Here is a 23,356-nt window from a genome sequence, read left to right on the forward strand (position 1 = left end):
CGTGCAGACCGCCTTGTGCGCGTCGGTGGTGACGCTCAGAGAGCCGTCGACTATCCGCTGTGGTGGACGCAGTTCGCCGCGGCGTCTGCGCGGGAGGCGCCCGCGGTGTCCACCCGGCAGACCTCCGCCGGTCCTCGCCGGCGACCGCGGCCGCTCGCGGGCAGGCACACCCACCGCTCTCCCCCTAGCAGAGTCGGAGCCGACCACGGTGGCGTGTTCTTTCGAGCCGACACGTTCCCGGGATCCTGCTCGCGAGGTCGGCTCCGTCCATTCACCCTTCGAATCAGGAGCAGGTCGGCTCGTTCGTGTAGGTAAAGACGTTCTGGTTCGCGGTGCTGCTATTCGCTTGGTTGAAGTACCAGTGGATGGAGGTGGTCTTCTCGAGTAGCTTGGTGCTTCCGTTATAGACGTCTCCGTTGGGGGCGAGGTAGACGGCGTCGCCGATGGCCGTCGAGTTGTCGGGGACTGTGTGCTTCGAGAGGTTCCCGTTGGCGTCCTGGCGGTTTCCGGTTGTTCCGCTGACCCAGGAGAAGATGTCGTAGCCGGCGGCGTCGCCGAAGCGGTTGTAGGTCCAGTGCACCTTGTCGACGTCTTTGGCCACGATGTCGTTGCCCTGGTAGACGTTTCCATCGGAGGAGAGGAAGGCCCCGTCTCCGACGGCTTTCGCATCCGAGGGGACCTTGTCGTATGTCGTCACGTTGCCGTCGCCATCCCGTCGGTAGGCGACTCCGCCCTTCACGTAGGTAAAGATATTCTGGTTCGCGGTGCTGCTATTCGCTTGGTTGAAGTACCAGTGGATGGAGGTGGTCTTCTCGAGTACCTTGGTGCTTCCGTTATAGACGTCTCCGTTGGGGGCGAGGTAGACGGCGTCGCCGATGGCCGTCGAGTTGTCGGGGACTGTGTGCTTCGAGAGGTTCCCGTTGGCGTCCTGGCGGTATCCGGTTGTTCCGCTGACCCAGGAGAAGATGTCGTAGCCGGCGGCCTCGCCGAAGCGGTTGTAGGTCCAGTGCACCTTGTCGACGTCTTTGGCCACGATGTCGTTACCCTGGTAGACGTTTCCATCGGAGGAGAGGAAGGCCCCGTCTCCGACGGCTTTCGCCCCGTAGGGAACCTTCTCGTACGTGGTCAGGTTCCCGTCTCCGTCTCGCCGGAACGCGGAGGGTCGGCTGGTTCCGCTCACGGGAGCCGCGGCCGAGAGGCCCTCCGACGAGCTCGCGGCGAAGGCGCTCTTTCCGCCCTTCGCCGGAACGGTGATGTCGGGCAGCGAGAGCAGACCGTCGGAGCCCGTCGCGCCCGAGTAGGTCGTGGTTCCGTCCTTGAAGGTGTAACCGTCTGTGAGGGTGACGGTGATGGTCTTTCCGGGGTCGGCGGTGGTGCCGTCGGTGGTGCGTTCGACCCGGACGCCGGTGATGGTTTCGCAGGCCTTGCCGGAGTAGGACGACTGGGTGAACTTCAGCGTGGGTGTTCCGGACGCGGCGGCGGCGGGAGTGGCGAGGGAGATGGCGACGACGGGGACGGTCCAGGCGGTGCCCTTGACGAGGGTTCTGCGGTGGACGCCGTCGGTGGCGGGGATGCTCCAGCCGTCGTCGATGCGGATGGTGCGGGGTGCGGGGTTGTTCACGGTGCCTCCAGGGGCTGATCGGGATGTGGGACGGCCCTTATGGTTCTGGCCCGCCCCACCCGGCGAGAAGCGCGAACGGCCCGGTCTGGAAGTTCCGTCGGGCAAGTCTGGAAGTCGGCGCCGCTGAGCGGGTCCGTTCTCGACACTGATGGCTTGACCTCTCTCAGTGCCCTGCCCTCGTCCCTCCACTCGGATGTCCCTGTCCCGGAGACCGTCTCGGCGGCCCGCCGGAGCGATTCCTCGGAGAGGGGTGTGGTCGCGGAGGGGGCGGTGGCGCGCGACTGGTTGGCGCGGCACGGCGTCGTCGTCACGGCCGGCGGGAGCCGTCTCCGACTGTTCGCCGATGCGGTCGGGGCGGAGGAGTTGGTGCTGAGGCGGATGTGGCACACGGCTCGCGAGGTGCATCGCCGGGGACGTCCGGGCGGTGCTGTCGTGAGTCTGCTGGTGGAGGGGATGCTGACCCTGCGCGACGCCGAGGGAGTGGAACGGCCGGTGGAGACCGGCGGTGGCCTCGTGCTCTGGTCCGACTCCGCGGTGACCGCGACCAGCGAGGGACGCTGCGGGACGATCGAGGTCGCGGTGGGCAGGCGGATCCTGGAGCGGTACTTCGCCCGGACCGATGTCGGTGTCACGCTGATCCCCGCTGGGGCGGTTGCGGCGCGCATCCTCCTCGCGGCGGTCAGTACCGCGTTGACCGGACCCGTCCGGCCGGAGGATCCGGCGTGGCCTCTGGTGGGCGGCATGATGGGCAGCGGAGTGGGTGCGCTCCTGGCCGAGATCGGCCCGGCGGTCAGCCCGTCCGCGCCGGCGACGGCCGTGCGACTCCTGCGGCGTGCGCACACGGTTATCGAGCGCTGCTGCGGCGACGCCTCCTTCGACGTCCGCACTCTGGCGTCCGCGCTCTCGGTCTCGATGGCGTCGCTCTACTCCGCCTTTGCGCACTCGCCGCGGACACCGGCCCAGACCATCCGTGCTACGCGGGTCCGTCTCGCCCAGAGGATGCTGGATCTACGTCTCGCCCCGACCGCTTCGGACCAGGACGCCGTGGCCGAGCTGGCGGGCTTCGCCTCGGCGGAGGCGATGTCGAGGGCGTTGCGCACGGAGGCGCGGAAACGGCCGCGGTGACCGCGAGCGGCGCGGTGCTGCGTCTTGCCACTCCGCGCCCGCTTCCTCAACCCCTCCGTGCTCCGGGCCGCTGGCCGGCACTCGTCGCGTACCGTGATTGCCGACTCATGACGGCGACGAGGGAGACACCATGACGGAGCAGATCGGCATCCCCGAGGCCACGGCGCTCGGGAGCGAGCAGCGGAGCATCGCTATCCTCGGCGCGGGCGGCGACCTCACCGAGCGGCTGCTCCTGCCGGGCCTGGGCCGGGTGGCCGAACTCGCGCGCGATCTGGAGCTGACGCTGATCGGGGCGGCGCGCACGCCGCAGAGCGACGAGGAGTGGCAGGGGCTCGTCCGTCGGAGCCTCGAGGCGGCCGGAGTCGCCGCGCGCACGGTCGACGCCCTCGCCTCGCGCGCGCGCTTCGTCGCCACCGACGCCTCCGACCCGGAGCAGCTGAAGGCCCTCCTCGACGCCTGCCCGTCCACTCCGGTGCTCTACGTCGCGCTGCCGCCGGCGATGGGCCACGCGGTCGCCTCCTCGCTCGCCGAGCTCGACCTGCCCGAGGAGCTGGTCGTCGCGATCGAGAAGCCGTTCGGTGAGGACCTGGAGGACGCCATCGCCCTCAACGCCGCGTTCGCGAAGGTCCTTCCCGAGAGCCGGTTCTGGCGCATCGACCACTTCCTCGGCAACGCGACCGTGCTGGGGATGCTCGGCCTTCGGTTCGGCAACCGGCTGCTCGAGGCGAGCTGGAGCGCCGAGCAGATCGAGAAGGTCGAGATCGTTTACGACGAGACGCTCGGTATCGAGGGGCGTGCGGCCTTCTACGAGAGGACCGGCGCGCTGCGCGACATGCTGCAGAGCCACCTCCTGATGGTGCTCGCGCTGACCGCGATGGAGCGCCCCGACGAGATCGCGCCGGATGACGTGCACGCGCGGATGGCCGAGGTGCTCGGTGCGGTGCGGCTCTGGCGCGACGATCCCTCCTCCGCCCGCCGCGCCGGCTACACCGAGGGGCGGATCGACGGGCGCTTCTTCCCCTCGTATGTCGACGAGCCCGACGTCGACCCCGAGACCGGTACCGAGACCCTCGCGCAGCTGCTGCTCCAGGTCGACACACCGCGCTGGGCGGGCGTCCCCTTCGTCCTGCGCTCCGGCAAGGCGATCGGCGACCCGCGCCACGAGGTGGCGATCCATTTCCGCGCGGCCACTCCGCCGCGGGGGCTGCGCGGGGCCGAGGCGGGCACGGTCCTTCGGATTGGCCTGAAGGGCGGGGACGTGCGGCTGGATTTCGTCGTGAATAGCGCCGATGAGCTGACCGACCTTGAGCGCACCACGCTGGAAGCGCGGCCCGGTGCGGCGACGTTGGATCCGTACGCGCAGGTGCTCGCGGGCGTTCTGCAAGGGGACACCCTTTTGGCCGTGCCCGGCGATGTGGCTGAGCAGTGCTGGCGCATTGTGACGCCGGTGCTTTCGCACTGGGCTGCGGGGGGTGCTGCGCTGGAGGAGTACGAGGCGGGGAGTGGGGGGCCGGAGGGGTGGTGAAGGGCCGGCTGAGGCGTGGAGCCGGCGCTCGCCGAAGTCTCCGCGAGGTGGCGCAATGAATGATGGGACGAACACGACGCTCATGGACGTGATGTCCATCGTGCTCGATACGGCATCCCTGGGGCGCCATGCCTACACCGGCATTGCGCAGGCCGGCGGGTCCGCCACACAGCGGCGCATCTTCGTCGATCCCTTACCACGCGCTGGCGGTCCGAAGAACTGGACGGCACAGTCGTCTGGGACTACGCGCCCGACACCCGCACACGGACAGGCCCCGACGACGCTCGCGTGCTCGAGCGTGCCCCGCAACCGCGCATCCCCGAGCCGGCTGCGAGACTCGCCTTCCCCCTCGCCTTGGATATCTGGGGACGGGGCGGCGACAGCTCCCGCCCTGTCCGCGTCGAAGACGTTCACGAGGATGTCGCGACGGTGCTGCTCCGGCACGTCAGCGACTTCTCGCAGTTCGGATCCGTGACGATCGACATCGCGCAACGCCGGATCACTGGTCTCACGACGCCGACCCAGGTGCTCCGCGCCCTCGACATCGCCCGGCATCCGGCTGCGTTCTGATCGGAGAGGCCTACGTATCGACGCCGGTCCGTTCGTGGACGCCGATCCGGGATGCACCGGCTCGCGCTCGATGAGGCAACGAGCCTGCTCATGTCGTGGGGGATGGTACTCGAGGCACGGCGCCGGCTGAAGGGGCTCGGCGCCGGTTTCTGGAGGGACGAAGATCGAGTCATGCGGCAGCGGGAACTAAGACTCTCGTCGGAGTGAGCTCATTCGAGCGATAGCGGAGGTAGAACATGGCACGGCGACGCGGAATCTTAGCCGAAATTCATCACCAGCAACGCCTGGCGCAGGTGCGCGCGAATGCGGCAGCACGAGCTCAGACCCAGGCCCACGCGCAGGCACAACGTGCGCGGGCCGCTCAAGATCGAGCCGAGGCTGCCATCGCTCGGGCCTCTGAGGCCGAGCGGAAGCGATACGAGCGCGAAGCGAAAGCGGCCTACCTGGAACGGAGGGCTGCGGAAGTCGACGAGTTGAACGAGGACCTTGCCCAGGAGTATGCGGAGATCGATGGCTTGCTGGCCGACACCCTCAGGGTGGATGACTTCGTGGATCTTGAGGAGCTGAAGCGTCGAGCCGAGCACCCTCCGTTCCCACGCTGGGACCTGGAAACGCCCAATCCGGCGCCAGTGCCGACGCCTCTACCGGCCCCGCCGGTGTACGTGGAGCCGACAGCCCCAGCGGGTCTGTTTGGCAGGAAGAAGAAGTTCGAGGAAGCGCGGCTCCGCGCAAAGACTGACTTCGAGGAGGCATTCGGCCAGTGGGAGACGTATCGTGACTGGATCCCCGCCCGCGACGCGGAACTTGCACGTGAGCATGCAAATTTGGAGGCGGCGCGGCTCAAGCTCTTAGCGGCGGAACGGGAGCGATACGATGCAGCTTGTCGGGCTCGTGAGGCGAGAGTCTCAGAGCATAATGCTGCAATTGATGACTTGATCGCCGGTCTCGGTTACGGAACCGTCGACGCGGTTCAAGAATACGTAAGCATTGTTCTAGCAAATTCCGTGTATCCCGACTCGTTCCCCGTCGAGCACGATGCCGAATTCGATCCGGAGATTGCCGAGCTAAAGGTTCGTGTTGTCGTGCCCGCTCCCGACAGCCTGAGGACGGTAAAGTCGTTCCGGTATGTGAAGGCGAGCGATGATATTACTGAGACTCAGCTATCCAAGGCGGCTGCGAACGAACGTTATACGAGTGCGCTCCACCAGGTCGCGCTTCGGTCGCTCCACGAGATCTTTGAGGCCGATCGGCAGGGATTGATCCAGGCGATCTCGGTTCAAGTGGGCCCCGAGACGAATGATCCGGCGACAGGTCGGGAGATCTTCATTCCGTTGGTTGCGCTTGCTGCGTCACGCGAGGTGTTCATGGACATCGACCTTCGCGCGGTGGTTCCGCTTGCGACGTTGCAACACCTCGGTGCGGCAGTCACCAAGAATCCCTACACCTTGTCGGCAGTCGACGTTTCTGGTGTCCGTCGGTCATGACCCATGGAGAGCGTCGTTTCAACCCGCCTCCCGGCTGGCCTCCCATCCCGAAGGGGTGGAAGCCGCCGGCGGGGTGGACAGCTCCTCGTCATTGGCCGCCTGTACCGAGCGGCTGGCAGTTGTGGCTCGAGGAGAACGTCCACGCGGCCACTGACCTCGACACCGACGCACTAACACCTGCTTCCGGTGGAGCGCCGCAGACGATAGTCACGGATGACCGGGCACTCGATGCGCAGCCATCCCAGGGTTCTCTTGAGATGCGAGAAGAGGATCGTGCTCAGCTCTTGGAAGCCGAGAACATCGAGTTGCGCCGTAGACTGACGATGCTCGAGCAAGGCTCGATCGCGGGCGAGGCGTCGATGCTCCAAGGGTCGACGGTCTCTCTCGCAACTATCGAGCTGAATGACCAGGAGGTACTCCAGCAAGTCGGGATCTACCGCTATCACCATCCGCTGGAGAACGCAGCAGCCTATTTGCCTAGACTACAGGAAATCGAGGCTCGGTCGGCCAGATTGGTGAGAGAAGGTCGAGCGATCGAGAAGTCGAATCTGTTCACCTTCGATAATTCACTCGCCAAAGGGCGAAAAATGAGCGATGATCTTTCGAAGCTCATGTTGCGTGCCTACAATGCGGAGGCTGAGAATGGCATCCGTGTCTTGAGGCTTGGCAACGTGCAAACCGCGAAGAAGCGGCTTGAGGCGTCTCGAGGAGCTATTGCCAAGCTTGGTGGAATGATGGCGATGCGGATCAGCGACGACTATCACGGCCTACGTCTCCAGGAGATCGAGTTGACCGCGGACTGGCTGATGAAAAAGCAGGAAGAGAAGGAGGAACGACGCGAAGAGCGTGCTCGTCTGCGCGAGGAGGCGCGTGTTAGAGAGGAGCTCAAGGAGCAGAGGGCGCGGCTTGACAAGGAACTCGCTCTACTTGTTCAAACTATCAGTCAATTGCGGGCGACGGGGGCTTCGGACGTGGGCCTTGAGAGCCGCTTAGCTGACATTGAGCAGGCCATCGCCGACAATGACTTCCGGGCGGCGAATATTCGAGCCGGCCATGTCTACGTCATCTCTAATCGTGGAGCGTTCGGAGAGGGAGTTGTCAAGATCGGTCTCACTCGGCGACTTGAGCCGGCAGACCGCGTCCTTGAATTAGGTGGCGCTTCCGTCCCGTTCCGCTTCGACATCCACACCATCTATTTCTCGGAGGACGCCGTCACACTAGAGACCGAGTTGCACCGACATTTTGCGGAGCGCGCACTCAATCAGGCGAACAGTCGAAAGGAGTTTTTCTTCGCGACGCCTGGAGAGGTGCGTGACGTCTTGGCAAGCAAGGTGGGGAACCTCCTCGAATTCAAAGATGCTGCCGACGCCACGGAGTTTTTCCAATCGGTCAGCCGGTGGCCGCTGGCTCGTCGCCCAGAGGCCTTTTCCACTCTGGCGGAGCGGCCTTCTGGGCCGTCGTAGGAGGAAAAGGCGGCGGACGAAAAAAGCGTCGAAGCAATGAAGATCGTAAGGCCTCAAGTGGACGGGACGCACACCAGCGACATCCCGATCGCGCTCGCGCATCACCACCATCCGGTACGAGAGCACGCGTGAGGAGGGCACGACAGTAACGCCGCTCTGCGATCCAGCGCCCTGGCCGTTGGAGGCGAACCCGGACTCGCGCGCAGCGGCGAGGTAGCGGGACGGACCGTCGGCCACCACTCCGGCGCCGGCGACACCGCCGAGGATCTAGCTGACGATGTAGCCGGGATGTGCCTCCACTCCGTCCGGCGATGGCGTGGCCGACGCTGACGGCGGGGTTGAAGTGGCCGCCGGAGATGGGGCCGATGGCGTAGATGTCGGCTGTCACGGTGAGGAAGGCGGTGCCGCGGAATCCGGCTCCCACCGCGTTGCCCGAGTCGGGGAAGGCGAAGACGGCGATACCGACTTCGCTGGAGACCAGGAAAAGGTGCCGAACGCTTCCGAGGCGTAACGGGCTCCGGCCGAGTACTGCTCGGCGTGCTCGGTACGCTGCTCGCTCGTGGTGCGGCTGGCGGGGGTGCTGCGGGCCAGGACGGTTCCTCTCTCCGGTCTGCGGGCGCGGGGCGCGCCTGGGACCTCCATGACCGCGCCTGAGCATGCGGACGTCGCGGTACTCGTGCGTAACTCCTCCACCTCCCGCGGATAAGCACCCCACCTACCTCGGTGAGAGCGCTCTCCCATAAACCCTTGACCTCCCCGCGCACCCGTGCGTAAGCTCGCCGCACACTCGTGAGAGCGCTCTCACGGCACGCGGACAGCATGCGTGGGAGCGCTGTCCGGAGTGCTCCCACCACCATCACGAAGGAGTGACCGTGCTTGCATCACGACGTGCCGGGGTCGCCACAGCGATCGCCGGCGCCGCCACTCTCGCCCTCCTCGTCTCCGGATGCACGTCCGGATCGGACGCGGCAGAGGGCGGGGACATCGAACTGACCGTCACCACATTCAACGCTATGGGCTTCGACGAGCTCTACGGCGAGTACGAGGACGCCCACCCGGGCACCACCATCGTCCCGAACAACATCGACACGGGCGGCAACGCACGAACCGATGCGTTCACCAAGCTCGCCGCCGGCTCCGGGCTCGCGGACGTCGTCGCCATCGAGGAGGGCTGGCTCGGCTCCGTCATGGAGGTCTCGGACCAGTTCGTCGACCTGCGCGACCACGGCATCGAGGACCGCAAAGCCGACTGGGTCGACTGGAAGTACGAGCAGGCGACCGACCCCGAGGGGCGCGTCATCGGCTACGGCACCGACATCGGACCCGAGGGCCTCTGCTACAACACGGCCGCCTTCGAGGCCGCGGGCATGCCCACCGACCGGGCCGCCGTCGCCGAGATGCTCGGCGGAGCGGACGCGACCTGGGACGACTACTTCGCCGCCGGGAAGACGTACCACGACGCCACGGGCAAGGCCTGGTTCGACCACTCCGGATTCGTCTGGAACGCGATGGTCAACCAGCTGCCCGAGGGGTATTACACCGCCGACGGAAAGCTCAACGTCGACGGCAACCCCGACCTCCAGGAGCGCTGGGGGCAGCTGACCGACGCCACCGCCTCGGGCCTCTCGGCCGCGCAAAAGGCGTGGGACTGGAACAAGGGCAAGTCGTTCACCGACGAGACCTTCGCCACCTTCGTCTGCCCGGGCTGGATGTTCGGGACGCTGAAGAGCAACGTCGAGGCCGGCGGCGGTAACGCCGAATCCACCGGCTGGGACTTCGCCGACGTCTTCCCCGGCGGCCCGGCCAACTGGGGTGGCTCGTTCCTCTCGGTTCCGACCCAGTCGAAGCACCCCGCCGAGGCGGCGGCGCTCGCGTCGTGGCTGAGCGAGCCGGAGCAGCAGCTGAAGGCGTTCGAGGCGGCCGGACCGTTCCCGAGCACCCTGGACGCGCAGAAGGAGCTTGCCTCCGCCGCCGCTCCCGACCCCGGCATGAACGACTCGCCGACCGGTGCGATCCTCGCCCAGCGCGCCGAGGGTGTCGTCGCCCAGTACAAGGGCCCGGACGACTCACTCATTCAGGAGAACGTCTTCGGACCGGTGCTGCAGAAGGTCGACCGCGGCGAGATCGACGGCACGGAGGGCTGGAACGAGGCGCTCCAGCTCCTGGGCGAACTCGTCGACTGACGCTCCCCGATCCCGGGGGTCCGGCCGCTGTCGGACCCCCGGCCCCCGTGGCGGGACCTCCACCGAGGCGCCGACGCGCCACCATCGACTCCGACTCGACCTCGAAGAGAGCGCCATGACGAGCACACTCACCCCGCCGGCCACGGCGACGCCCCCCGCGGGGAAGCGGCGCCCGGCGCCCCGACTCCCGCTGACCTTCCGTCAGCGCACGAGCCGCTTCGACGTGAAGGCCTCGCCCTACCTCTACATCTCGCCGTTCTTCCTGCTGTTCGCGCTCACGGGCGCGTTCCCGCTGGTCTACACGCTCGTGGTGTCGCTCTACGACTGGCAGCTGCTCCAGGGCCAGGGCGACTTTGTCGGATTCGCGAACTTTGCGGCGGTGCTCGGCGACCGCTTCTTCTGGAACTCGATCGTCAACACGCTGAGCATCTTTGTGCTCTCCACGATTCCGCAGCTCGCCGTCGCGCTGCTGCTCGCAGCGGCACTCGACCAGGCGCTGCGGGCGAGCACCTTCTGGCGGATGAGCGTGCTGCTGCCGTACATCGTGTCGCCGGTCGCGGTGGCGTTGATCTTCTCCAGCGTGTTCAGCGACCAGGAGGGTCTGATCAACAACCTGCTCGGCCTGGTCGGTGTCGGCCCGATCGAGTGGACGAACGACCGCCTCGCCAGCCACGTCGCGATCGCGACGATGGTGAACTGGCGCTGGACCGGCTACAACGCCCTCATCCTCCTTGCCGCCATGCAGGCCGTACCGCGTGAGCTGCACGAGTCGGCCGCGATCGACGGGGCGAACGCGTTCCGCCGCTTCCGCTCGATCACGATCCCCAGCATCCGACCGACCCTGATCTTCGTGATCATCACCGCCACCATCGGCGGCCTGCAGATCTTCGCGGAGCCGCGCCTGTTCGACGTCTCGAACGCCGGTGGCATCGGCGGTTCGGACCGGCAGTTCCAGACCACCGTCCTCTATCTCTGGGAGATGGCCTTCTTCCGCCAGAACTTCGGTGAGGCGGCCGCGATCGCGTGGCTGCTGTTCCTCCTGATCGTCCTGATCGGACTGCTGAACTTCGCGATCTCGCGGCGGATCGCCTCCGTCGAGAACCGGATCGCGCGACGAACGAAGCGGCGCTCCGGCACGCGCCCCGCCTCCGCCGACGAGATCGCCGCGTCGGACCCCCTGCTCACCACCACCGGCCTCGGCCAGAACGAGAGCGAGCGATGACCGCCCCCTCCGCCGCTTTCCCGGTCCGCCGCGCCCGCGCCGGCCGCGTCGACCGGCCCGGCTTCCTCACCTACGGGCTGCTGAGCGCGTTCATCCTCGGCTCCACCTACCCGCTGTGGTGGTCGTTCGTCGTCGCGAGCGGCAGCAATGCGACCCGCAGCGAGACGTTGCCGCTGGTACCGGGCGGCAACTTCCTCGCCAACGCCGCGCAGGTACTGACGGCGATCCCGTTCTGGACGGCGCTGCTGAACAGCGTGCTCGTCTCGGGGATCATCACGCTCTCGGTCGTGTCGTTCTCCACCCTGGCCGGCTACGCCTTCGCCAAGCTGCGGTTCCGCGGGCGCGACGGGCTCATGATCGGAGTCGTCGCGACGATGGCGATCCCGACGCAGCTGGGCATCATCCCGCTGTTCATCCTGATGCGGGAGCTGGGCTGGACGGGCTCGCTCGGCGCAGTGATCGTGCCGACGCTGGTTACGGCGTTCGGCGTGTTCTTCATGCGGCAGTACCTGGTCGACGTGATCCCGGACGAGCTGATCGAGGCGGCGCGGATGGACGGGGCGAACCAGTTCCGCACGTTCCTCACCGTCGCGGTGCCGGCGGCGCGACCGGCGATGGCGATCCTCGGGCTCTTCACCTTCATGATGGCGTGGACCGACTTCCTCTGGCCGCTGATCGTGCTCAGCCCCACGAATCCGACCCTGCAGACGGCGCTCGCGCAGCTGCAGTCGGGCTACTACGTCGACTACTCGATCGTGCTCGCCGGCGCCGTGCTCTCTGTGGTCCCGCTGCTGGTGCTGTTCCTGCTCGCCGGTCGCCAGCTGATCGCGGGGATCATGAGCGGAGCGGTGAAGGGCTGACGCCGGCTCGCGTAGTTTCGGCTCGCGGAACCGTGTTCGGCTCGCAGAAATCGACGCCTTCTGCGAGCCGAGCGCGTTTCTGCGAGCCGAAGGTGCGCGGCGCCGCTCGCACCCCCTCGCACCGGGGGCGCCGCGGACGAGCCGACTCCTGCGGCCCTCGGCTAGCCTCAGAAGCACCCGCGAGGAAGGCCCGCATGACAGACGACACCGCCTCGGCGGCACCGACGCTCGAAGCCGTCGCCGCGCTCGCGGGAGTCTCCCGCGCCACGGTCAGCCGGGTCGTCAATGACTCGCCACGCGTGAAGGACGGCGCCCGCACCGCCGTGCTCGCCGCGATCGACCAGCTCGGCTACGTCCCGAACCGCGCCGCGCGCTCCCTCGCCAGCCGCCGCACGCAGACCGTCGCGCTCGTGGTGCCGGAGTCGGCGGCGAAGGTGTTCGCGGATCCGTTCCTCGCCTCGGTCGTGCAGGGAGCCGCGATGGCCTTCGTCGGTACGGAGTACACGCTCACCATCGTGATCGCGTCGGAGGCGGCGCCCGAGAAGACGCGGCGCTACCTGCTCGGCGGCAACGTCGACGGCGCGCTCGTTGTCTCGCACCACAGCGGCGACCACTCCTACGCGCAGCTCGGCGCCTCCCTCCCCGTGGTGTTCGGCGGGCGGCCGCTGACGGAGGACGGCGGCAGCTACTTCGTCGACGTCGACAACACCGGAGCGGCGCACGCCGTCACCCAGCACCTCCTGAGCCTGGGCCGCACGGCTCCTGCGATGATCGCGAGCCGCCAGGACATGCCCGCCGCCATCGATCGCCTAGCGGGCTGGCGCTCGGCCGTCACGGCCGCCGGTCTGGATGCCTCGGCCGTCGAGTACGGGGACTACTCGCCCGAGGACGGCGCCTACGCGATGCGCCGCCTCCTCGACTCCGGCCGGCCGATCGACGCGGTCTTCGCCTCCAATGACCAGATGGCGGCGGGCGCCCTGACCGCGTTGCGCGAGCGCGGCCTCACGGTGCCGGTCGATATCGCGCTCGCGGGCTTCGACGGCGACTACTTCGCCGAGGCGAGCGAGCCGCGCCTGACCACGGTGCGCCAGCCTTCCACGGGACTCGGCGAGGCGATGGCCGACGTGCTGGTGCGCCTCCTGGCCGGCGAGGAGGTCCAGCGGGTGACGCTGCTGCCGACCCAGCTGCTGATCCGCGGCTCCACGGTCGCCGGAGCGTAGGAGCAGGCGCTGAGTCGCCCGGATCGGTCGTGCTGCTCGGCGTGTCGCGGGCCGATCCGGGCGACTCAGCGACGCGGGATCGTGGCGCGGGTGGTTGTGATGCATGCGGCGGACGGGCTCTCCCCAGTGATCGGGGTTTCCAGGGCCACCGTCACCCTCGGCGGTGCCCCGCTCCGCCTCAGCTGCGCTCGCGCAGGGCAGCGCGCAGACTCCGAGAGCTGCGGAAGCCCGTGCGGTCGGCGACGTCGTCCCAGTCGAGCGGACGCGACGTGCTGTGCGCGGTCAGGCGCCGGACGACGAGCAGTCTCGCGCGCTTGATCTCGGCTCGGGGCGTGGAGCCGACGGCTGCGAACGCCTCGAAGAGCCGACGCTCCGAGATCGACACGAGGGAGGCGAGCGCTGTGACTGTCAGAGCGCGGTCGGTGCACCGCTCATGGATGATCCGCCGGGCCCTGCGGACGATATCCGCCTCCGCGTTCGAGGCCATCGCGGCGCAACGGCCCGCCTCGAGAAGCGCGCCGGCAGCCGACGCCTCCAGGGCGAGCATCCAGAGGTGCCAGGCCGGACCGGCCGCACTGAACGCGGACAGAAAAGCGTTGCTGCTTGCGGCCAGGAAGCGCGTTGCTCCCGTGGCCGGTAGCGGGAGTGCTCCCCAGACGCCGGCGAGTCCGAAGCGCCGCTCGAAGTCCTCCCCGAGGACGATCTCGATGGTCCCCGTCGACCCGCAGGTGTCGAGCGTGGCGACCACGCTGCCCCGACGCAGGTAGCCCTCTCCCTTGCTGATCGTGAACGGTCGGGAATCGGTCGCCACGACGAGGCGGCCGTCGAGGACAAGGGTGAGCGCGAGATCCTCCGCTGTCTGACCGGGACGGGTGCGCAGCCGCGCAAACGAGTGCCAGAGTCGGGATACGGTGAGTCCACGGGAACGGACAACATCGGCGATGACCCTGCCAGACACCTGATCATCGATCACATCGAATCCGTTTGCTCTCAGCCACTGCTCAGCCGATCGACCGCTCACTCGGACTCCCCGCTCGATCAGCGGCTCGCTACTGCCTTGAGCCGTCTTTGGCTGCAATCCATGCATCCGCTCCCCTTCCCGAACCGTCTCGCGCAGTGACCCTAAGAGACGCAGATGACCACTGATCCTCGGAGGACGTTTTCCCGCGGAACACCGGACGGTAAGATGCGGAACACGGTCGCGACGGGCCACAGCACCTGCACTGTTGCGGAGCGCCTCGGCCGGGAACGGCGGGGCGCGGGACCGGGGCAGACCCCCGGTCGCCCCCCTGATCCCTCGAGGAGAGCAATGACCGACAACCACACCGATCCGACGAAGGACATCGTCCTCGGCGACGGCTGGAGCATCGACGACGCTTCCGGTACCGGCCGCCGCACGCTCGTGTCTGCCGCTGTCTGGACTGTGCCCGCCGTCGCCGCAGCGATCGCGACTCCGGCGGCGGCCGCGTCCGGGAAACCCACGACGACGACAACGAAGAAGGCCGATCTCCGTAACGCCTCCACAACCTGGAACGCGCAGGGCGGGGAAAAGGACATCCCGGCCAACAACACCTTCGGGGCCGACAAGGGCCTGGTCGTGCACGCGAAGGTGACGAACGATGGACCGGACACGGTCACCGGCATCACCGTCTGCTTCAAGTTGCCGCACTCCACCCACCAGACGAGCCGGACACGCCCGCACTACCCGGTGGCGCGCGGCGGTTGGGAGTATCTCAACGACTACCCGTTCGGCATGGACTGCTGGGTGTTCACCTTCATCAACCGCACGCTCACCCTCGCGCCGGGTGAGAGCGCGGAGGTAGACATCGATTACTGGACGACTCCCGACGCCTACCGCGTGGGGGAGAGCATCCACCCGTGGGTCGACTTCCAGATGGTCAACGGCGAAGACACGAACGAGTTCAACAATGGCGCGTTCACCAACAACGATTACCACGTCCACACCTGATCCGCGCCACCAGCGGAAGGCCCCGCCCGGAACTGGCCGGCGGGGCCTTCCGCGTTCCCTGTGCACTCCGCCGGCCGCGAAACCGGCTCCGTTCGAGCTTCCCTGCCGAGCCATCGGGACGACCGGGCCCGCCTTCGTCATGTACCGCGGAGCATCGCGGCCACCGGCCACGACCTCCGATCACCTGGAGAAGATCATGACCACCGCTACCCCCACCAGTCTCGCCGACGGCTCCTCCGTCACGCACGGCACCGCCACGACGACGATCGCCGACGGCGTGGTCGAGAAGGTCGCGGACAGTGCGGCTCGAGGGGACTCCTGCGCGCACGATCGGGGCAACGCCGCCGCCCGCGCCCTCCGTGCCGCGGTCACCGCGCAGGACCGCGGCCAGGGCATCTCCGTCGAGGTCGGCGAGGGGCAGGTTGCTGCCTCCCTCACCGTCGTGACGGCTCCCCTCACTGCCGGCCGGGCGCTCGACCCGCGGCTGGTGCGGCTCACGACGCATTCGTCCCGCACCGGATCGGCGATCGCCCTCGCCGTCCTGCTCATCCTCCTGTTCGTGTGGCTGGGCACGGAGGCGGTCCTCGCCGTCCTCGGCCGCCCCGCGCTGTTCGTGGCCCCCCAGGACGGAGCGTCGTCGCTGCTGACCGCGGCCGCTGTTCCCATCGCGCTGACCGCCGCCGCCGGTGCCGTGCTGGCTCTGGTCGGGCTCGTCCTAATCGTCGTGTCGCTCGCGTCCAACCGCCGCGAGGGGTCGCCGCCGCGATGGCGACGCTCGTCCGCTCGATCTGGCCCCGGTTCGCGGCGGCCTTCGCCAGGGTCGACCGGGCGCGGCACGCGATCCCGGGCTTTCGCCGGTATCTGGGGCGGAACGACGCTGCCGGAGTACCGCGGACGCGGGCTCTACGGCCTCGTCCGCGTCTCGACCACGCCCCGGTCCCGCCGGCGCCGGACGCACAACGAAGGCTGAGAGCCCGGATATGCACGTTTTCGGCATTCGGGCGGTCCCTCAGCCTTAGATACGAATGCCGATCAGCTCGGAGACGTGATCTCGAGCGCGATGTTGTCGGGATCGCGGAACTCGAGGATGCTCGCGCCGCCGGTGTCCTTGATCGGCTCGTGCGCGATACCGAGGTCGTCGAGCACGGCCGCGGCGGCTTTCAGCGCGTCGAGGTCGGGCACCGTGAAGCTGACGTGGTCGAGTCCGACGCGGTCCTCATCGAAGTGGTCGTCTCCCGGAGCGACGGGGCGAAGGCCCAGCAGTCCGCCCGGGAACTGGTAGATCACTCCGCCGAAGACGAAGGCCAGCGTGTCCTTCTCCTCCTGCGAGGCCTCCGCGGGCGGCGCCTCGAAGGCGACGTCGAAGCCGAAGACGGAGTCGTAGAAGGGGCGCGAGACGGCGATGTCGCGAACGGTCAGACGGACGTGGTTGTAGTCGACAACAGGGATCGGCACGGAAGTTCCTCTCGGCGGGACGAGCCGGAGTGCCCGTCTCCAGGGGTTCGGAGACGGCCCGGCGCCGGTTCGGGGCTGGCGCCGACGCCGGGGATCGAGTAGCGCCGGCGCGTCAGTCCAGCTCGGTCGGCCGCGCCGGCTCGGCCAGCAGCGCGCGCGCTGCCATCCCGATCACCGCGCTGTAGGTGGGGTAGGCGAAGCGGACGCTCGCGAGCGTCGCGAGATCGACTCCGGCTGCCATCGCCGTGGTCACCGACTGGACGACCTCGATCGCGTTCTCGCCGACCGCGTGCGCGCCGAGCAGCAGCTCGCGGCGCCGGTCCGCGATCAGGGTGAGGAATCCGCTCTCGCGGTCGTCGATGACGGCGCGGTCCAGGTCCGAGAACGGCACCGAGGCGACGACGCACTGCGGGTCGCGCTCGCGGGCCTGCTCCTGCGTGAAGCCGACCCCCGCGTAGTCCGGGTCCGTGAATCCGCCGGCCGGCAGGAGGAACTGGGGGGTGCGCCGGTTCGCACCGAGTACCGCGTTCTCGGCCGCCGCCTCCGCCTCGAACTGCGCCGCCTGCACGAGCATGTCGCGTCCGTTCGCGTCACCGACCGCGAAGATGTGCGGCACGACGGTGCGGAAGTACTGGTCGGCGGGGAGCGCCGAGCGGACGACCTCGATACCCGCCTTTTCGAGCCCCAGATCCTCGACGTCGGCGGGCCAGCCGGTGGCCATGATCACCACGTCGACCTCGGCGGTGCGTGACTCCTCGCTCTCGCGCCACTGGATCGCGAGCGCCCCGTCGCCCTGCCGCTCGAGCCCCGAGACCGTCTCGATTCCGGTGTGCACGCGCACGCCCTGGCGCGCGAAGGCGCCGGAGACATGCTCGGAGATGCTGGAGTCGGAGGTCATCAGGATCCTCGGTGCCACGTCGAGCAGCGTCACCTCCGAGCCGAAGGCGTTGAACACCGTGACGAGCTGAGCGCCCGTGTTGCCGCCGCCGATCACCGCGACGCGGCGGGGCAGCTCGGTCAGGCCGAGCACGTCCTCCGGCACGGTCGCCAGCTCGGCGCCCGGGATCGGCAGCCGCCGCGAGTGCCCGCCGACGCAGATCAGGATGGAGCGCGCGCGGATCCGCCGACCGCTGTCGAGCACGAGGGTGCTCTCGTCGACGAAGCGGGCGCGGCCCTCGTGGATCAGGTCGACCCCCGCCTCCTCGAACCGCTGCGCCTCGCGCTTGATCGAGCGCACCAGGTCGACCCGCTCGTGCACGTGGCGCACGGTCGCCGCCCAGTCGAGGGTCGGCGTTCCGACGTCGATCCCGTAGTCGCCGGCGGAGCGGGTCTCGCGCATCATCCGAGCCGTCTTCGCGAGGACGCGGGTGGGCACGCAGCCCGTGTTGACGCAAGTGCCGCCGACGCGCGCGGCCTCGAGCACGACGACGCGCGCTCCGAGCTCGGCGGCGCGGAGGGCGGCGGCCGTCCCCGCCGGTCCTGCGCCGATGACGGCGACGTCGTACTCGGCCTGCTCGGGAATGCTGTCGGGCACGGGGACCTCCGGTTCTGGGTGTCCCACGATCCTGCCGGGCCTCGCGACTAGACACCCGGTCTTGACAGGCCCCGCGCCCCAGGCGATCGCTGTCCGCGCCCTGCCGGGACCGCTCCCGCCGCCCGTGAGCAGTTCACCTGCGGCCTGCACGTGCACGTCGGCGTCGCGTCGCCGGAGGAGGGGATCGCGGTGCTCGACCGGCTGCGCGCTCTCCTCGCGCTGAGCACCAACTCCCCTCTGAACTCCGGGGTCGACACCGGATTCGCCAGCTGGCGCTACCAGTCGTGGGGGCGCTGGCCGACGGCCGGACCGGTCGGGATCTGGGGCGACCTGGCGCAGTGCACGCCGAAGACTCCGCGCTGATCGGCGTCCTGATCCGGGCGCTCACTGAGACCGCGGTCCGCGACGAGAGCGTCGGAGTCCCGCCCGTGCCGCTGCCGACTCCGGTGATTGCCGTCTCCTCCTGGCTGGCGAGCCGCCACGGCACGACCGGTGACCTGATCGATCCAGTCGAGGGCTGCCCGGCTTCCGCCTCCACGGTGCTGACGCGCCTGCTCGATCACGCGGGACGGGCGCTGGCGGAGGCGGGCGACGAGGAGGTCGCAGCGCGCGGCGTCGAGCGAGTCCTGGCGCGCGGCACGGGGGCCGAGCGGCAGCGTGCGGTGTGGGCGCGAACGGGCGCGGCGGCTGCGGTGATCGCGGACGCGGCGGAGGCGACGCGGGCGTAGCGGCTCATGGTTCGGCCGGCGGCGTTTCCGGCTCAGGAGTCTCGGGCACCAGCTGGTAGCCGCCCTCGATCGTTCCGTCCGGGCGGAGCAGGATCTGCGTGTAGACGGGGGCGCCGCCACGGAGGGTTGTGCCGCTGACGCGCAGCGGCTCCCCGGCGAAGAACGCCTCCGAGCCGGTGCAGCCGGCGAAGAAGGACTCGTCCGGGCGCTGCACCGCGAGGCAGACCGTGGTCCCGTTCGGCTCCGTGATCAGCAGGCGATCGTTCTCCGCGGTGTCAAACCCGGAACCATAGATGACGGCCTCCCTGGCGAGCAGGGCGAGGCCCGGCGGGACGTCGGTGGTCGGCTGCCAGCCCTCGACGAGCGTGGCGAAGCGGTCGGCGGGGTCCACGGACGCGGTCGGCGCGGTCACGGGATCGGGCGGCGGCGGGAGGAGAAGCGCGATGGGGATGATCGCGCCGACCGCGGCTCCACCGATGATCGCGCCGGCGAGTACGAGGCGGCGGCGAGGGTGCTGTGTGCGGGGGGCCCGCTGGTCGGAGTGCACGGTGCGCGACGGAGGAGTCGCGGGGATCGGGAGTGCAGTCGCGGACAGCGGGAGCGCAGTCGCGGGCTGCGGTGGGTCCTCCGTCACAGGTTCCTCAGTGCGCGCGGCGGCGGGATGGGTGGCCGGCCGCGTCGCTTGCGAAGGGACGTCCTCCGCGTTCAGTTCGCCGAGCCGGCGCAGCGCCACGCCACGCTCGTCCCGGTCGGCGCCGTCGTCGCGGGGTCGGGCCGACAGGATCCGCTCGAGATCCCGGCGCTCGTCGTCCTCGGCCTGCACCCCGCCAGTATGGCGGCGCGGACGCCGAAACGGTCCGATGCCTCCCGAGGCGCCGCGTTGTCGGCGGTGTCTCGGCGGCAGCGGGCCGTCTCGGTGCGGGCGTCAGCCCGACGGGTTCTCGACCGGGTCGCCCTCGGGGTCGGTGGCCGTCTCGGGGTCGACGTGCTCGGGATCGGTGGTCTGCGGGTCCTCGGGAGTGTTCTTCTCGGTCATCGGATCCTCCTTGTCGCTGGATGCGGAACGTGCGGACATCGTTCACGCTACGGCGCACGTCGCGGACACCGCGCCCGGTTGACTCCGCCGCCTGCGCTGCGCAACGAAGGCTGGGGGCGCCGCAACGGCTCCGGGGAGCGCTCCAGCCCGCTCCTGACCTTGGTTGCGCACTGCGTTGCGCTGTCCCCGCCGACGCTCGTGCCAGCCACGCGCCTCCGCCGCAAGGCCTGGCAGCGCTCTCACGCGAATTCGTACGCTGAGCCCACCCGAGTCGAGGAGCTGCAGCGCCACATGATCCGCACCACCGTGACCATCGAGGGCAAGACCTACGGTCTGTCCCAGGGGACCGACGTCGATGATCTGAAGCGGTCGGCGACCGGAGCGACGCAGGCCGGAGGGGGCCTGATCGACTTCGTGATCGTCGGGAACCGCCAGGTCAGCGTCCTGATCTCGACGGGTGTGCCGGTGATCTTCGAGGAGCTGGAGGTCCCGAACGACGAGCGTGACACTGGCGATGTCCGCCAGCCGTGGGACGACATCGACTACCTCGACTGATCCGCTTCTCCCACTCGCATTCCCGGTGCCACGTCGCGCTACTCCGCCCGCTCGCGCGGTGTCGGTCCGCTCGCCGAAGGGTCGCCTGAGGCAGGTTCGTTCCGAGACGGTTCGCCCTGGTCCAGCTCGCCTGCGACCAGCGTGCGGGCGGCTGCGGAGAGTGCCGAGCGGATGCGCTCCGCGGGCTGGCACAGCATCGCCGCGATCGCGTCGATGTCGTGTCCGCCCGTGTGCCGGAGCAGCCAGGCCTGGCGTTCGAGCGTCGGCAGCGCGTGGAGGCGCCGGTGGAAGCCGGTGCGCAGCAGATCGTCCTCGCGGATCACGGGCTCGGCTTGCTCCGGCCGTTCGATTGCGGACCCGGTGCGCCGCACGCTCGCGCGTCCGACCTCGGCGCGCATCAGGTCGAGCGCGCTGGAGTCCTCGAGTCCCCGTGGTCGCTCGCTGCGGACGGTCGCCGCGGCACGACGGAGTGCGGCGCTGGCCGCGGCATCCGAGAGGGTCAGGCGGTAGGCGTAGGCGTAGAGGCCGAGGACGCGGTTCTCGAGTGCGCGGCCCGCGGGGAGCTCCTCCTGCTGCTGCGACGGCGACCTGCGGATGGCGGCGACCGGTCTGTCGTAGGTGGTCACGGTGACTCCTCGGCTCCGCGCGCTCCCGGCCGGGTATCGCGTCGGAGGCGATGCTAGAGAGCTGAGAACGATCGTTCTACCCTTGACATTCTCGATTCCGTGTCGACAGAGCGCGGGAAAGCGCTTTCCCTACTGTCGTCTGGAAAAGGTGGAGCGCTCTCACTCCCGAGCCGAGAGCACGCAGAACTCGTTGCCCTCGGGGTCCGCCAGGACGACCCACGATCGCTCGCCCTGCCCCACGTCGGCCCGCGTCGCGCCAAGCTCCATCAGTCGCGCCACCTCCGCCTCCTGGTCGTCCGGCACGAAATCCAAGTGCAGCCGGTTTTTCACGGCCTTGCGCTCGGGCACGTCGAGGAACAGCAGGCTCGGACCGCGACCCGACGGAGCGAGCAGCTCGATGCCGTCCTCGTCCTCGTCGACGACGTCCCAGCCGAGCGCCTCCTGCCACCAGTGCCCCACGGCGCGGAAGTCGGTGCAGTCGACGATGATCTCTTCGAGTCGCAGGCTCATGCCCCGACGCTAACCGGCGCGGGCAGGGTCGGGGAAGTGCGTCCCGGTAGATCTCCGCGCGGTCGTGGCCTCCACCTGTCGGAGCCGGATGTCGGCGCCGGAGGTCCGTGCCGCTTCGGCACGACCGCTGGCGGTCACGGCGGCGGCGCGGCATCCTCGACGCGGGCGTCCCTGCGCCCGGAGACGAGGATCCGCATGAGTACCGCACGAGAGCACTGGGAGGCGCGCTACGCCGACTCCGATCGCATCTGGTCGGGCAGGCCGAACGCGACGCTGGTCGGGCTGGTCGGTTCGCTGCCGCCGGGGCGCGCCCTCGATCTCGGTGCGGGCGAGGGAGCGGATGCGCTGTGGCTCGCATCGCTGGGCTGGAGCGTGACCGGGCTCGATCTCTCCGAGACGGCGCTGGATCGGGCGCGCGAGGCCGCGACCGCGCAGGGCGTCAGCGTGGACTTCGTACAGGCCGACCTCGCCGGCGAGTGGCCGGTGGAGGGGCGGTTCGATCTGGTCACGGCGAGCTTTCTGCACTCGATGGTCGAGTTCCCGCGGATCGACGTGCTGCGGCAGGCCGCGGGCGTCGTCGCGCCGGGTGGTCGCCTCGCCGTCGTCTCGCACGCCGCACCGCCGCCGTGGGCGAGCAACGACGAGCATCAGCACGGAGTGATGCGCCTCGCCGGCCCCGGGGAGGAACTCGCCGAGCTCGCCCTCGACCCCTCGGAGTGGACCGCTCAGGTCGTCGAGACGCGGGATCGCGCGGCGACCGCCCCGGACGGCACTGCGGCGGTGCTCCTGGACGGTGTGCTCCTCCTGCAGCGCCGCGCCTGACGGCGGGCCGGACACACCCCTGGCACCTCTCCGGCCCCCGACGCGTTTTCGCTTGCACGACCGACGGTGCGTGTTCCGCGGCCATGGGGTCGTTGCGCATCGCCGGTCGAAGCCGAGATCGTCACGCTCGACGGTCATCGTCGCCACATGCTAGGTCCAAAGGAGTGAGTCACTCCAGTTACTCGGGGCTCCCGTATGAGAGATCGGAACAAGCTGCACGGACGGGTACGCGCGCAAGACAGAGGGTAGAACTCGCGGGTTTCCGACCTTTCGATGCTTGAGAATCTGCTGAATGAGGCTGAGCTGGCCGAACGTGCGAGTGAACGGCCCAGCCGTGTCGAGCGCTGGGTGGAGACCAGGGGAAGGAAGGCGGGGCGCTGGAAGTACGCGGTTAAAGAGGCGTCCGTGGTGAGCGCAGATGTTGCGGACGATACCGAGAGACCTCAGCCATGACTCCAGCTGAGGGGCGCTGAGACCATATAGGCCTGCTATGACGTCTTGCACATGGCGAGGTGAGAAGCCGAACAGCCGCGTCATTGCTCCCCAGTCGAAAATTTCAACCGCCGCCCAGGTTGGCAGCGAGCCGGCGTATTCATTTTTGTGATGATTCACAAAGAGCGTTATTCATAAGCATTTACCAGCCGAGTCGGTAAAGTTCGAGGCGGGTGACGGTGCGAATGAGGTTGGGAAGTTCTGTAAGACGTCCGCGATAGCCGGTCTTGAGGATTTTCCAGTTCTTCCAGTGCGCGATGCATCTTTCGACCGCCGAACGGATGGAGGAGATGTATCGGTTGGCTGTACGTGTGTTGTCATCATGTTGTCCGTGGTGAAATTTTTTCCGGGGAGTG

General features: G+C 68.7%; 23 protein-coding genes and 1 pseudogene. 15 read left to right on the forward strand and 9 right to left on the reverse strand.

Going from position 1 to position 23,356, the window contains the following annotated elements; all coding sequences use genetic code 11:
• Positions 1–283: 283 nt before the first annotated feature.
• On the reverse strand, positions 284–1,621 hold the full coding sequence (locus tag C5D07_RS03520) for an MORN repeat-containing protein (protein WP_104258688.1): 1,338 nt from the start codon (positions 1,619–1,621) through the stop codon (positions 284–286).
• A gap of 153 nt (positions 1,622–1,774) precedes the next feature.
• Between C5D07_RS03520 and C5D07_RS03525 the strand changes: the two genes are divergently transcribed.
• The 9 genes from C5D07_RS03525 to C5D07_RS03565 all read left to right on the forward strand — a co-directional run bounded on the left by C5D07_RS03525 (position 1,775) and on the right by C5D07_RS03565 (position 13,273).
• A complete protein-coding gene (locus C5D07_RS03525) occupies positions 1,775–2,746 on the forward strand; it encodes a helix-turn-helix domain-containing protein (protein WP_146076807.1) in 972 nt (323 codons plus the stop codon).
• 130 nt (positions 2,747–2,876) lie between these two features.
• Positions 2,877–4,271, forward strand: coding sequence for a glucose-6-phosphate dehydrogenase (locus C5D07_RS03530; protein ID WP_104258690.1), 1,395 nt, complete (start codon positions 2,877–2,879; stop codon positions 4,269–4,271).
• A gap of 288 nt (positions 4,272–4,559) precedes the next feature.
• Entirely contained in the window at positions 4,560–4,841 is a 282-nt protein-coding gene (locus C5D07_RS03535) for a hypothetical protein (RefSeq protein ID WP_104258691.1), read from the forward strand.
• A gap of 236 nt (positions 4,842–5,077) precedes the next feature.
• A complete protein-coding gene (locus C5D07_RS03540) occupies positions 5,078–6,325 on the forward strand; it encodes a hypothetical protein (RefSeq protein ID WP_211286316.1) in 1,248 nt (415 codons plus the stop codon).
• Entirely contained in the window at positions 6,322–7,788 is a 1,467-nt protein-coding gene (locus tag C5D07_RS03545; RefSeq protein ID WP_104258692.1) for an SNIPE associated domain-containing protein, read from the forward strand. Before C5D07_RS03540 ends, C5D07_RS03545 begins: the two co-directional genes overlap by 4 nt.
• Before the next feature lie 872 nt (positions 7,789–8,660).
• Positions 8,661–9,971: an ABC transporter substrate-binding protein gene (locus C5D07_RS03550; protein WP_068256648.1), complete on the forward strand. Its 1,311-nt coding sequence runs from the start codon at positions 8,661–8,663 to the stop codon at positions 9,969–9,971.
• Positions 9,972–10,086: 115 nt separating this feature from the next.
• Positions 10,087–11,193 (forward strand): carbohydrate ABC transporter permease, encoded by a 1,107-nt coding sequence (locus C5D07_RS03555; RefSeq protein WP_104258693.1) that lies wholly within the window; start codon positions 10,087–10,089, stop codon positions 11,191–11,193.
• Positions 11,190–12,053, forward strand: a complete 864-nt coding sequence (locus tag C5D07_RS03560; protein ID WP_068256638.1) for a carbohydrate ABC transporter permease — start codon at positions 11,190–11,192, stop codon at positions 12,051–12,053. Before C5D07_RS03555 ends, C5D07_RS03560 begins: the two co-directional genes overlap by 4 nt.
• Before the next feature lie 194 nt (positions 12,054–12,247).
• A complete protein-coding gene (locus tag C5D07_RS03565) occupies positions 12,248–13,273 on the forward strand; it encodes a LacI family DNA-binding transcriptional regulator (RefSeq protein WP_104258694.1) in 1,026 nt (341 codons plus the stop codon).
• A 178-nt stretch (positions 13,274–13,451) separates the two neighbouring features.
• Here C5D07_RS03565 and C5D07_RS03570 read toward each other — a convergent pair whose 3' ends face one another.
• Positions 13,452–14,246 carry a helix-turn-helix domain-containing protein gene (locus C5D07_RS03570; RefSeq protein ID WP_104258695.1) on the reverse strand — a complete coding sequence of 265 codons (795 nt, stop codon included), beginning with the start codon at positions 14,244–14,246 and terminating at the stop codon, positions 13,452–13,454.
• 336 nt (positions 14,247–14,582) lie between these two features.
• Here C5D07_RS03570 and C5D07_RS03575 point away from each other — a divergent pair, with 336 nt between their 5' ends.
• Together C5D07_RS03575 and C5D07_RS03580 are read left to right on the forward strand one after the other, a co-directional pair.
• Positions 14,583–15,242, forward strand: a complete 660-nt coding sequence (locus C5D07_RS03575; RefSeq protein WP_068256631.1) for a hypothetical protein — start codon at positions 14,583–14,585, stop codon at positions 15,240–15,242.
• Positions 15,243–15,438: 196 nt separating this feature from the next.
• Positions 15,439–16,212, forward strand: coding sequence for an Asp23/Gls24 family envelope stress response protein (locus tag C5D07_RS03580; RefSeq protein ID WP_146076789.1), 774 nt, complete (start codon positions 15,439–15,441; stop codon positions 16,210–16,212).
• A gap of 62 nt (positions 16,213–16,274) precedes the next feature.
• Here the strand turns inward: C5D07_RS03580 and C5D07_RS03585 are convergent, their stop codons facing one another.
• Positions 16,275–16,697 (reverse strand): VOC family protein, encoded by a 423-nt coding sequence (locus C5D07_RS03585; RefSeq protein WP_068256626.1) that lies wholly within the window; start codon positions 16,695–16,697, stop codon positions 16,275–16,277.
• 112 nt (positions 16,698–16,809) lie between these two features.
• Positions 16,810–18,231 (reverse strand): dihydrolipoyl dehydrogenase family protein, encoded by a 1,422-nt coding sequence (locus C5D07_RS03590; protein WP_249028162.1) that lies wholly within the window; start codon positions 18,229–18,231, stop codon positions 16,810–16,812.
• A gap of 132 nt (positions 18,232–18,363) precedes the next feature.
• Between C5D07_RS03590 and C5D07_RS03595 the strand changes: the two are divergent.
• Positions 18,364–18,594: pseudogene (locus C5D07_RS03595) on the forward strand (glutamate-cysteine ligase family protein); the annotation flags it as partial.
• The gene (locus C5D07_RS03600; RefSeq protein ID WP_104258696.1) at positions 18,570–18,959 is read left to right on the forward strand and encodes a glutamate-cysteine ligase family protein; all 390 of its coding nucleotides are present in this window, start codon (positions 18,570–18,572) and stop codon (positions 18,957–18,959) included. The pseudogene C5D07_RS03595 and the gene C5D07_RS03600, both read left to right, overlap by 25 nt.
• 4 nt (positions 18,960–18,963) lie before the next feature.
• Here C5D07_RS03600 and C5D07_RS03605 read toward each other — a convergent pair whose 3' ends face one another.
• Complete coding sequence (locus tag C5D07_RS03605) at positions 18,964–19,782, reverse strand: hypothetical protein (protein ID WP_104258697.1); 819 nt, start codon at positions 19,780–19,782, stop codon at positions 18,964–18,966.
• Between the two features lie 504 nt (positions 19,783–20,286).
• Between C5D07_RS03605 and C5D07_RS03610 the strand changes: the two genes are divergently transcribed.
• Positions 20,287–20,550, forward strand: a complete 264-nt coding sequence (locus C5D07_RS03610) for a hypothetical protein (protein ID WP_068257742.1) — start codon at positions 20,287–20,289, stop codon at positions 20,548–20,550.
• A gap of 38 nt (positions 20,551–20,588) precedes the next feature.
• Here C5D07_RS03610 and C5D07_RS03615 read toward each other — a convergent pair whose 3' ends face one another.
• Positions 20,589–21,176 carry a hypothetical protein gene (locus C5D07_RS03615; protein ID WP_104258698.1) on the reverse strand — a complete coding sequence of 196 codons (588 nt, stop codon included), beginning with the start codon at positions 21,174–21,176 and terminating at the stop codon, positions 20,589–20,591.
• A 159-nt stretch (positions 21,177–21,335) separates the two neighbouring features.
• Positions 21,336–21,686, reverse strand: coding sequence for a VOC family protein (locus C5D07_RS03620; protein ID WP_104258699.1), 351 nt, complete (start codon positions 21,684–21,686; stop codon positions 21,336–21,338).
• A gap of 195 nt (positions 21,687–21,881) precedes the next feature.
• Here C5D07_RS03620 and C5D07_RS03625 point away from each other — a divergent pair, with 195 nt between their 5' ends.
• The gene (locus C5D07_RS03625; RefSeq protein ID WP_104258700.1) at positions 21,882–22,508 is read left to right on the forward strand and encodes a class I SAM-dependent methyltransferase; all 627 of its coding nucleotides are present in this window, start codon (positions 21,882–21,884) and stop codon (positions 22,506–22,508) included.
• A gap of 150 nt (positions 22,509–22,658) precedes the next feature.
• On the opposite strand, the gene C5D07_RS16375 is transcribed toward C5D07_RS03625, so the two are convergent.
• Both C5D07_RS16375 and C5D07_RS03635 read right to left on the reverse strand, forming a co-directional pair.
• Positions 22,659–23,120, reverse strand: a complete 462-nt coding sequence (locus C5D07_RS16375; RefSeq protein ID WP_170063499.1) for an Abi family protein — start codon at positions 23,118–23,120, stop codon at positions 22,659–22,661.
• A 22-nt stretch (positions 23,121–23,142) separates the two neighbouring features.
• Positions 23,143–23,356: transposase family protein (locus C5D07_RS03635; protein WP_146079783.1), on the reverse strand; the 214-nt coding region annotated here is incomplete at its 5' end.

Origin of the sequence: Rathayibacter tritici (assembly GCF_002932875.1) — a bacterium.
Classification (GTDB): Bacteria; Actinomycetota; Actinomycetes; order Actinomycetales; family Microbacteriaceae; genus Rathayibacter; species Rathayibacter tritici.

Bases quoted from the DNA above. Each gene is read 5' to 3' on its own strand.
- C5D07_RS03530 (WP_104258690.1), top strand. From the start codon at position 2,877: ATGACGGAGCAGATCGGCATCCCCGAGGCCACGGCGCTCGGGAGCGAG.
- C5D07_RS03540 (WP_211286316.1), top strand. From the start codon at position 5,078: ATGGCACGGCGACGCGGAATCTTAGCCGAAATTCATCACCAGCAACGC.
- C5D07_RS03545 (WP_104258692.1), top strand. From the start codon at position 6,322: ATGACCCATGGAGAGCGTCGTTTCAACCCGCCTCCCGGCTGGCCTCCC.
- C5D07_RS03555 (WP_104258693.1), top strand. From the start codon at position 10,087: ATGACGAGCACACTCACCCCGCCGGCCACGGCGACGCCCCCCGCGGGG.
- C5D07_RS03560 (WP_068256638.1), top strand. From the start codon at position 11,190: ATGACCGCCCCCTCCGCCGCTTTCCCGGTCCGCCGCGCCCGCGCCGGC.
- C5D07_RS03565 (WP_104258694.1), top strand. From the start codon at position 12,248: ATGACAGACGACACCGCCTCGGCGGCACCGACGCTCGAAGCCGTCGCC.
- C5D07_RS03575 (WP_068256631.1), top strand. From the start codon at position 14,583: ATGACCGACAACCACACCGATCCGACGAAGGACATCGTCCTCGGCGAC.
- C5D07_RS03580 (WP_146076789.1), top strand. From the start codon at position 15,439: ATGACCACCGCTACCCCCACCAGTCTCGCCGACGGCTCCTCCGTCACG.
- C5D07_RS03610 (WP_068257742.1), top strand. From the start codon at position 20,287: ATGATCCGCACCACCGTGACCATCGAGGGCAAGACCTACGGTCTGTCC.
- C5D07_RS03620 (WP_104258699.1), bottom strand. From the start codon at position 21,686: ATGAGCCTGCGACTCGAAGAGATCATCGTCGACTGCACCGACTTCCGC.
- C5D07_RS03625 (WP_104258700.1), top strand. From the start codon at position 21,882: ATGAGTACCGCACGAGAGCACTGGGAGGCGCGCTACGCCGACTCCGAT.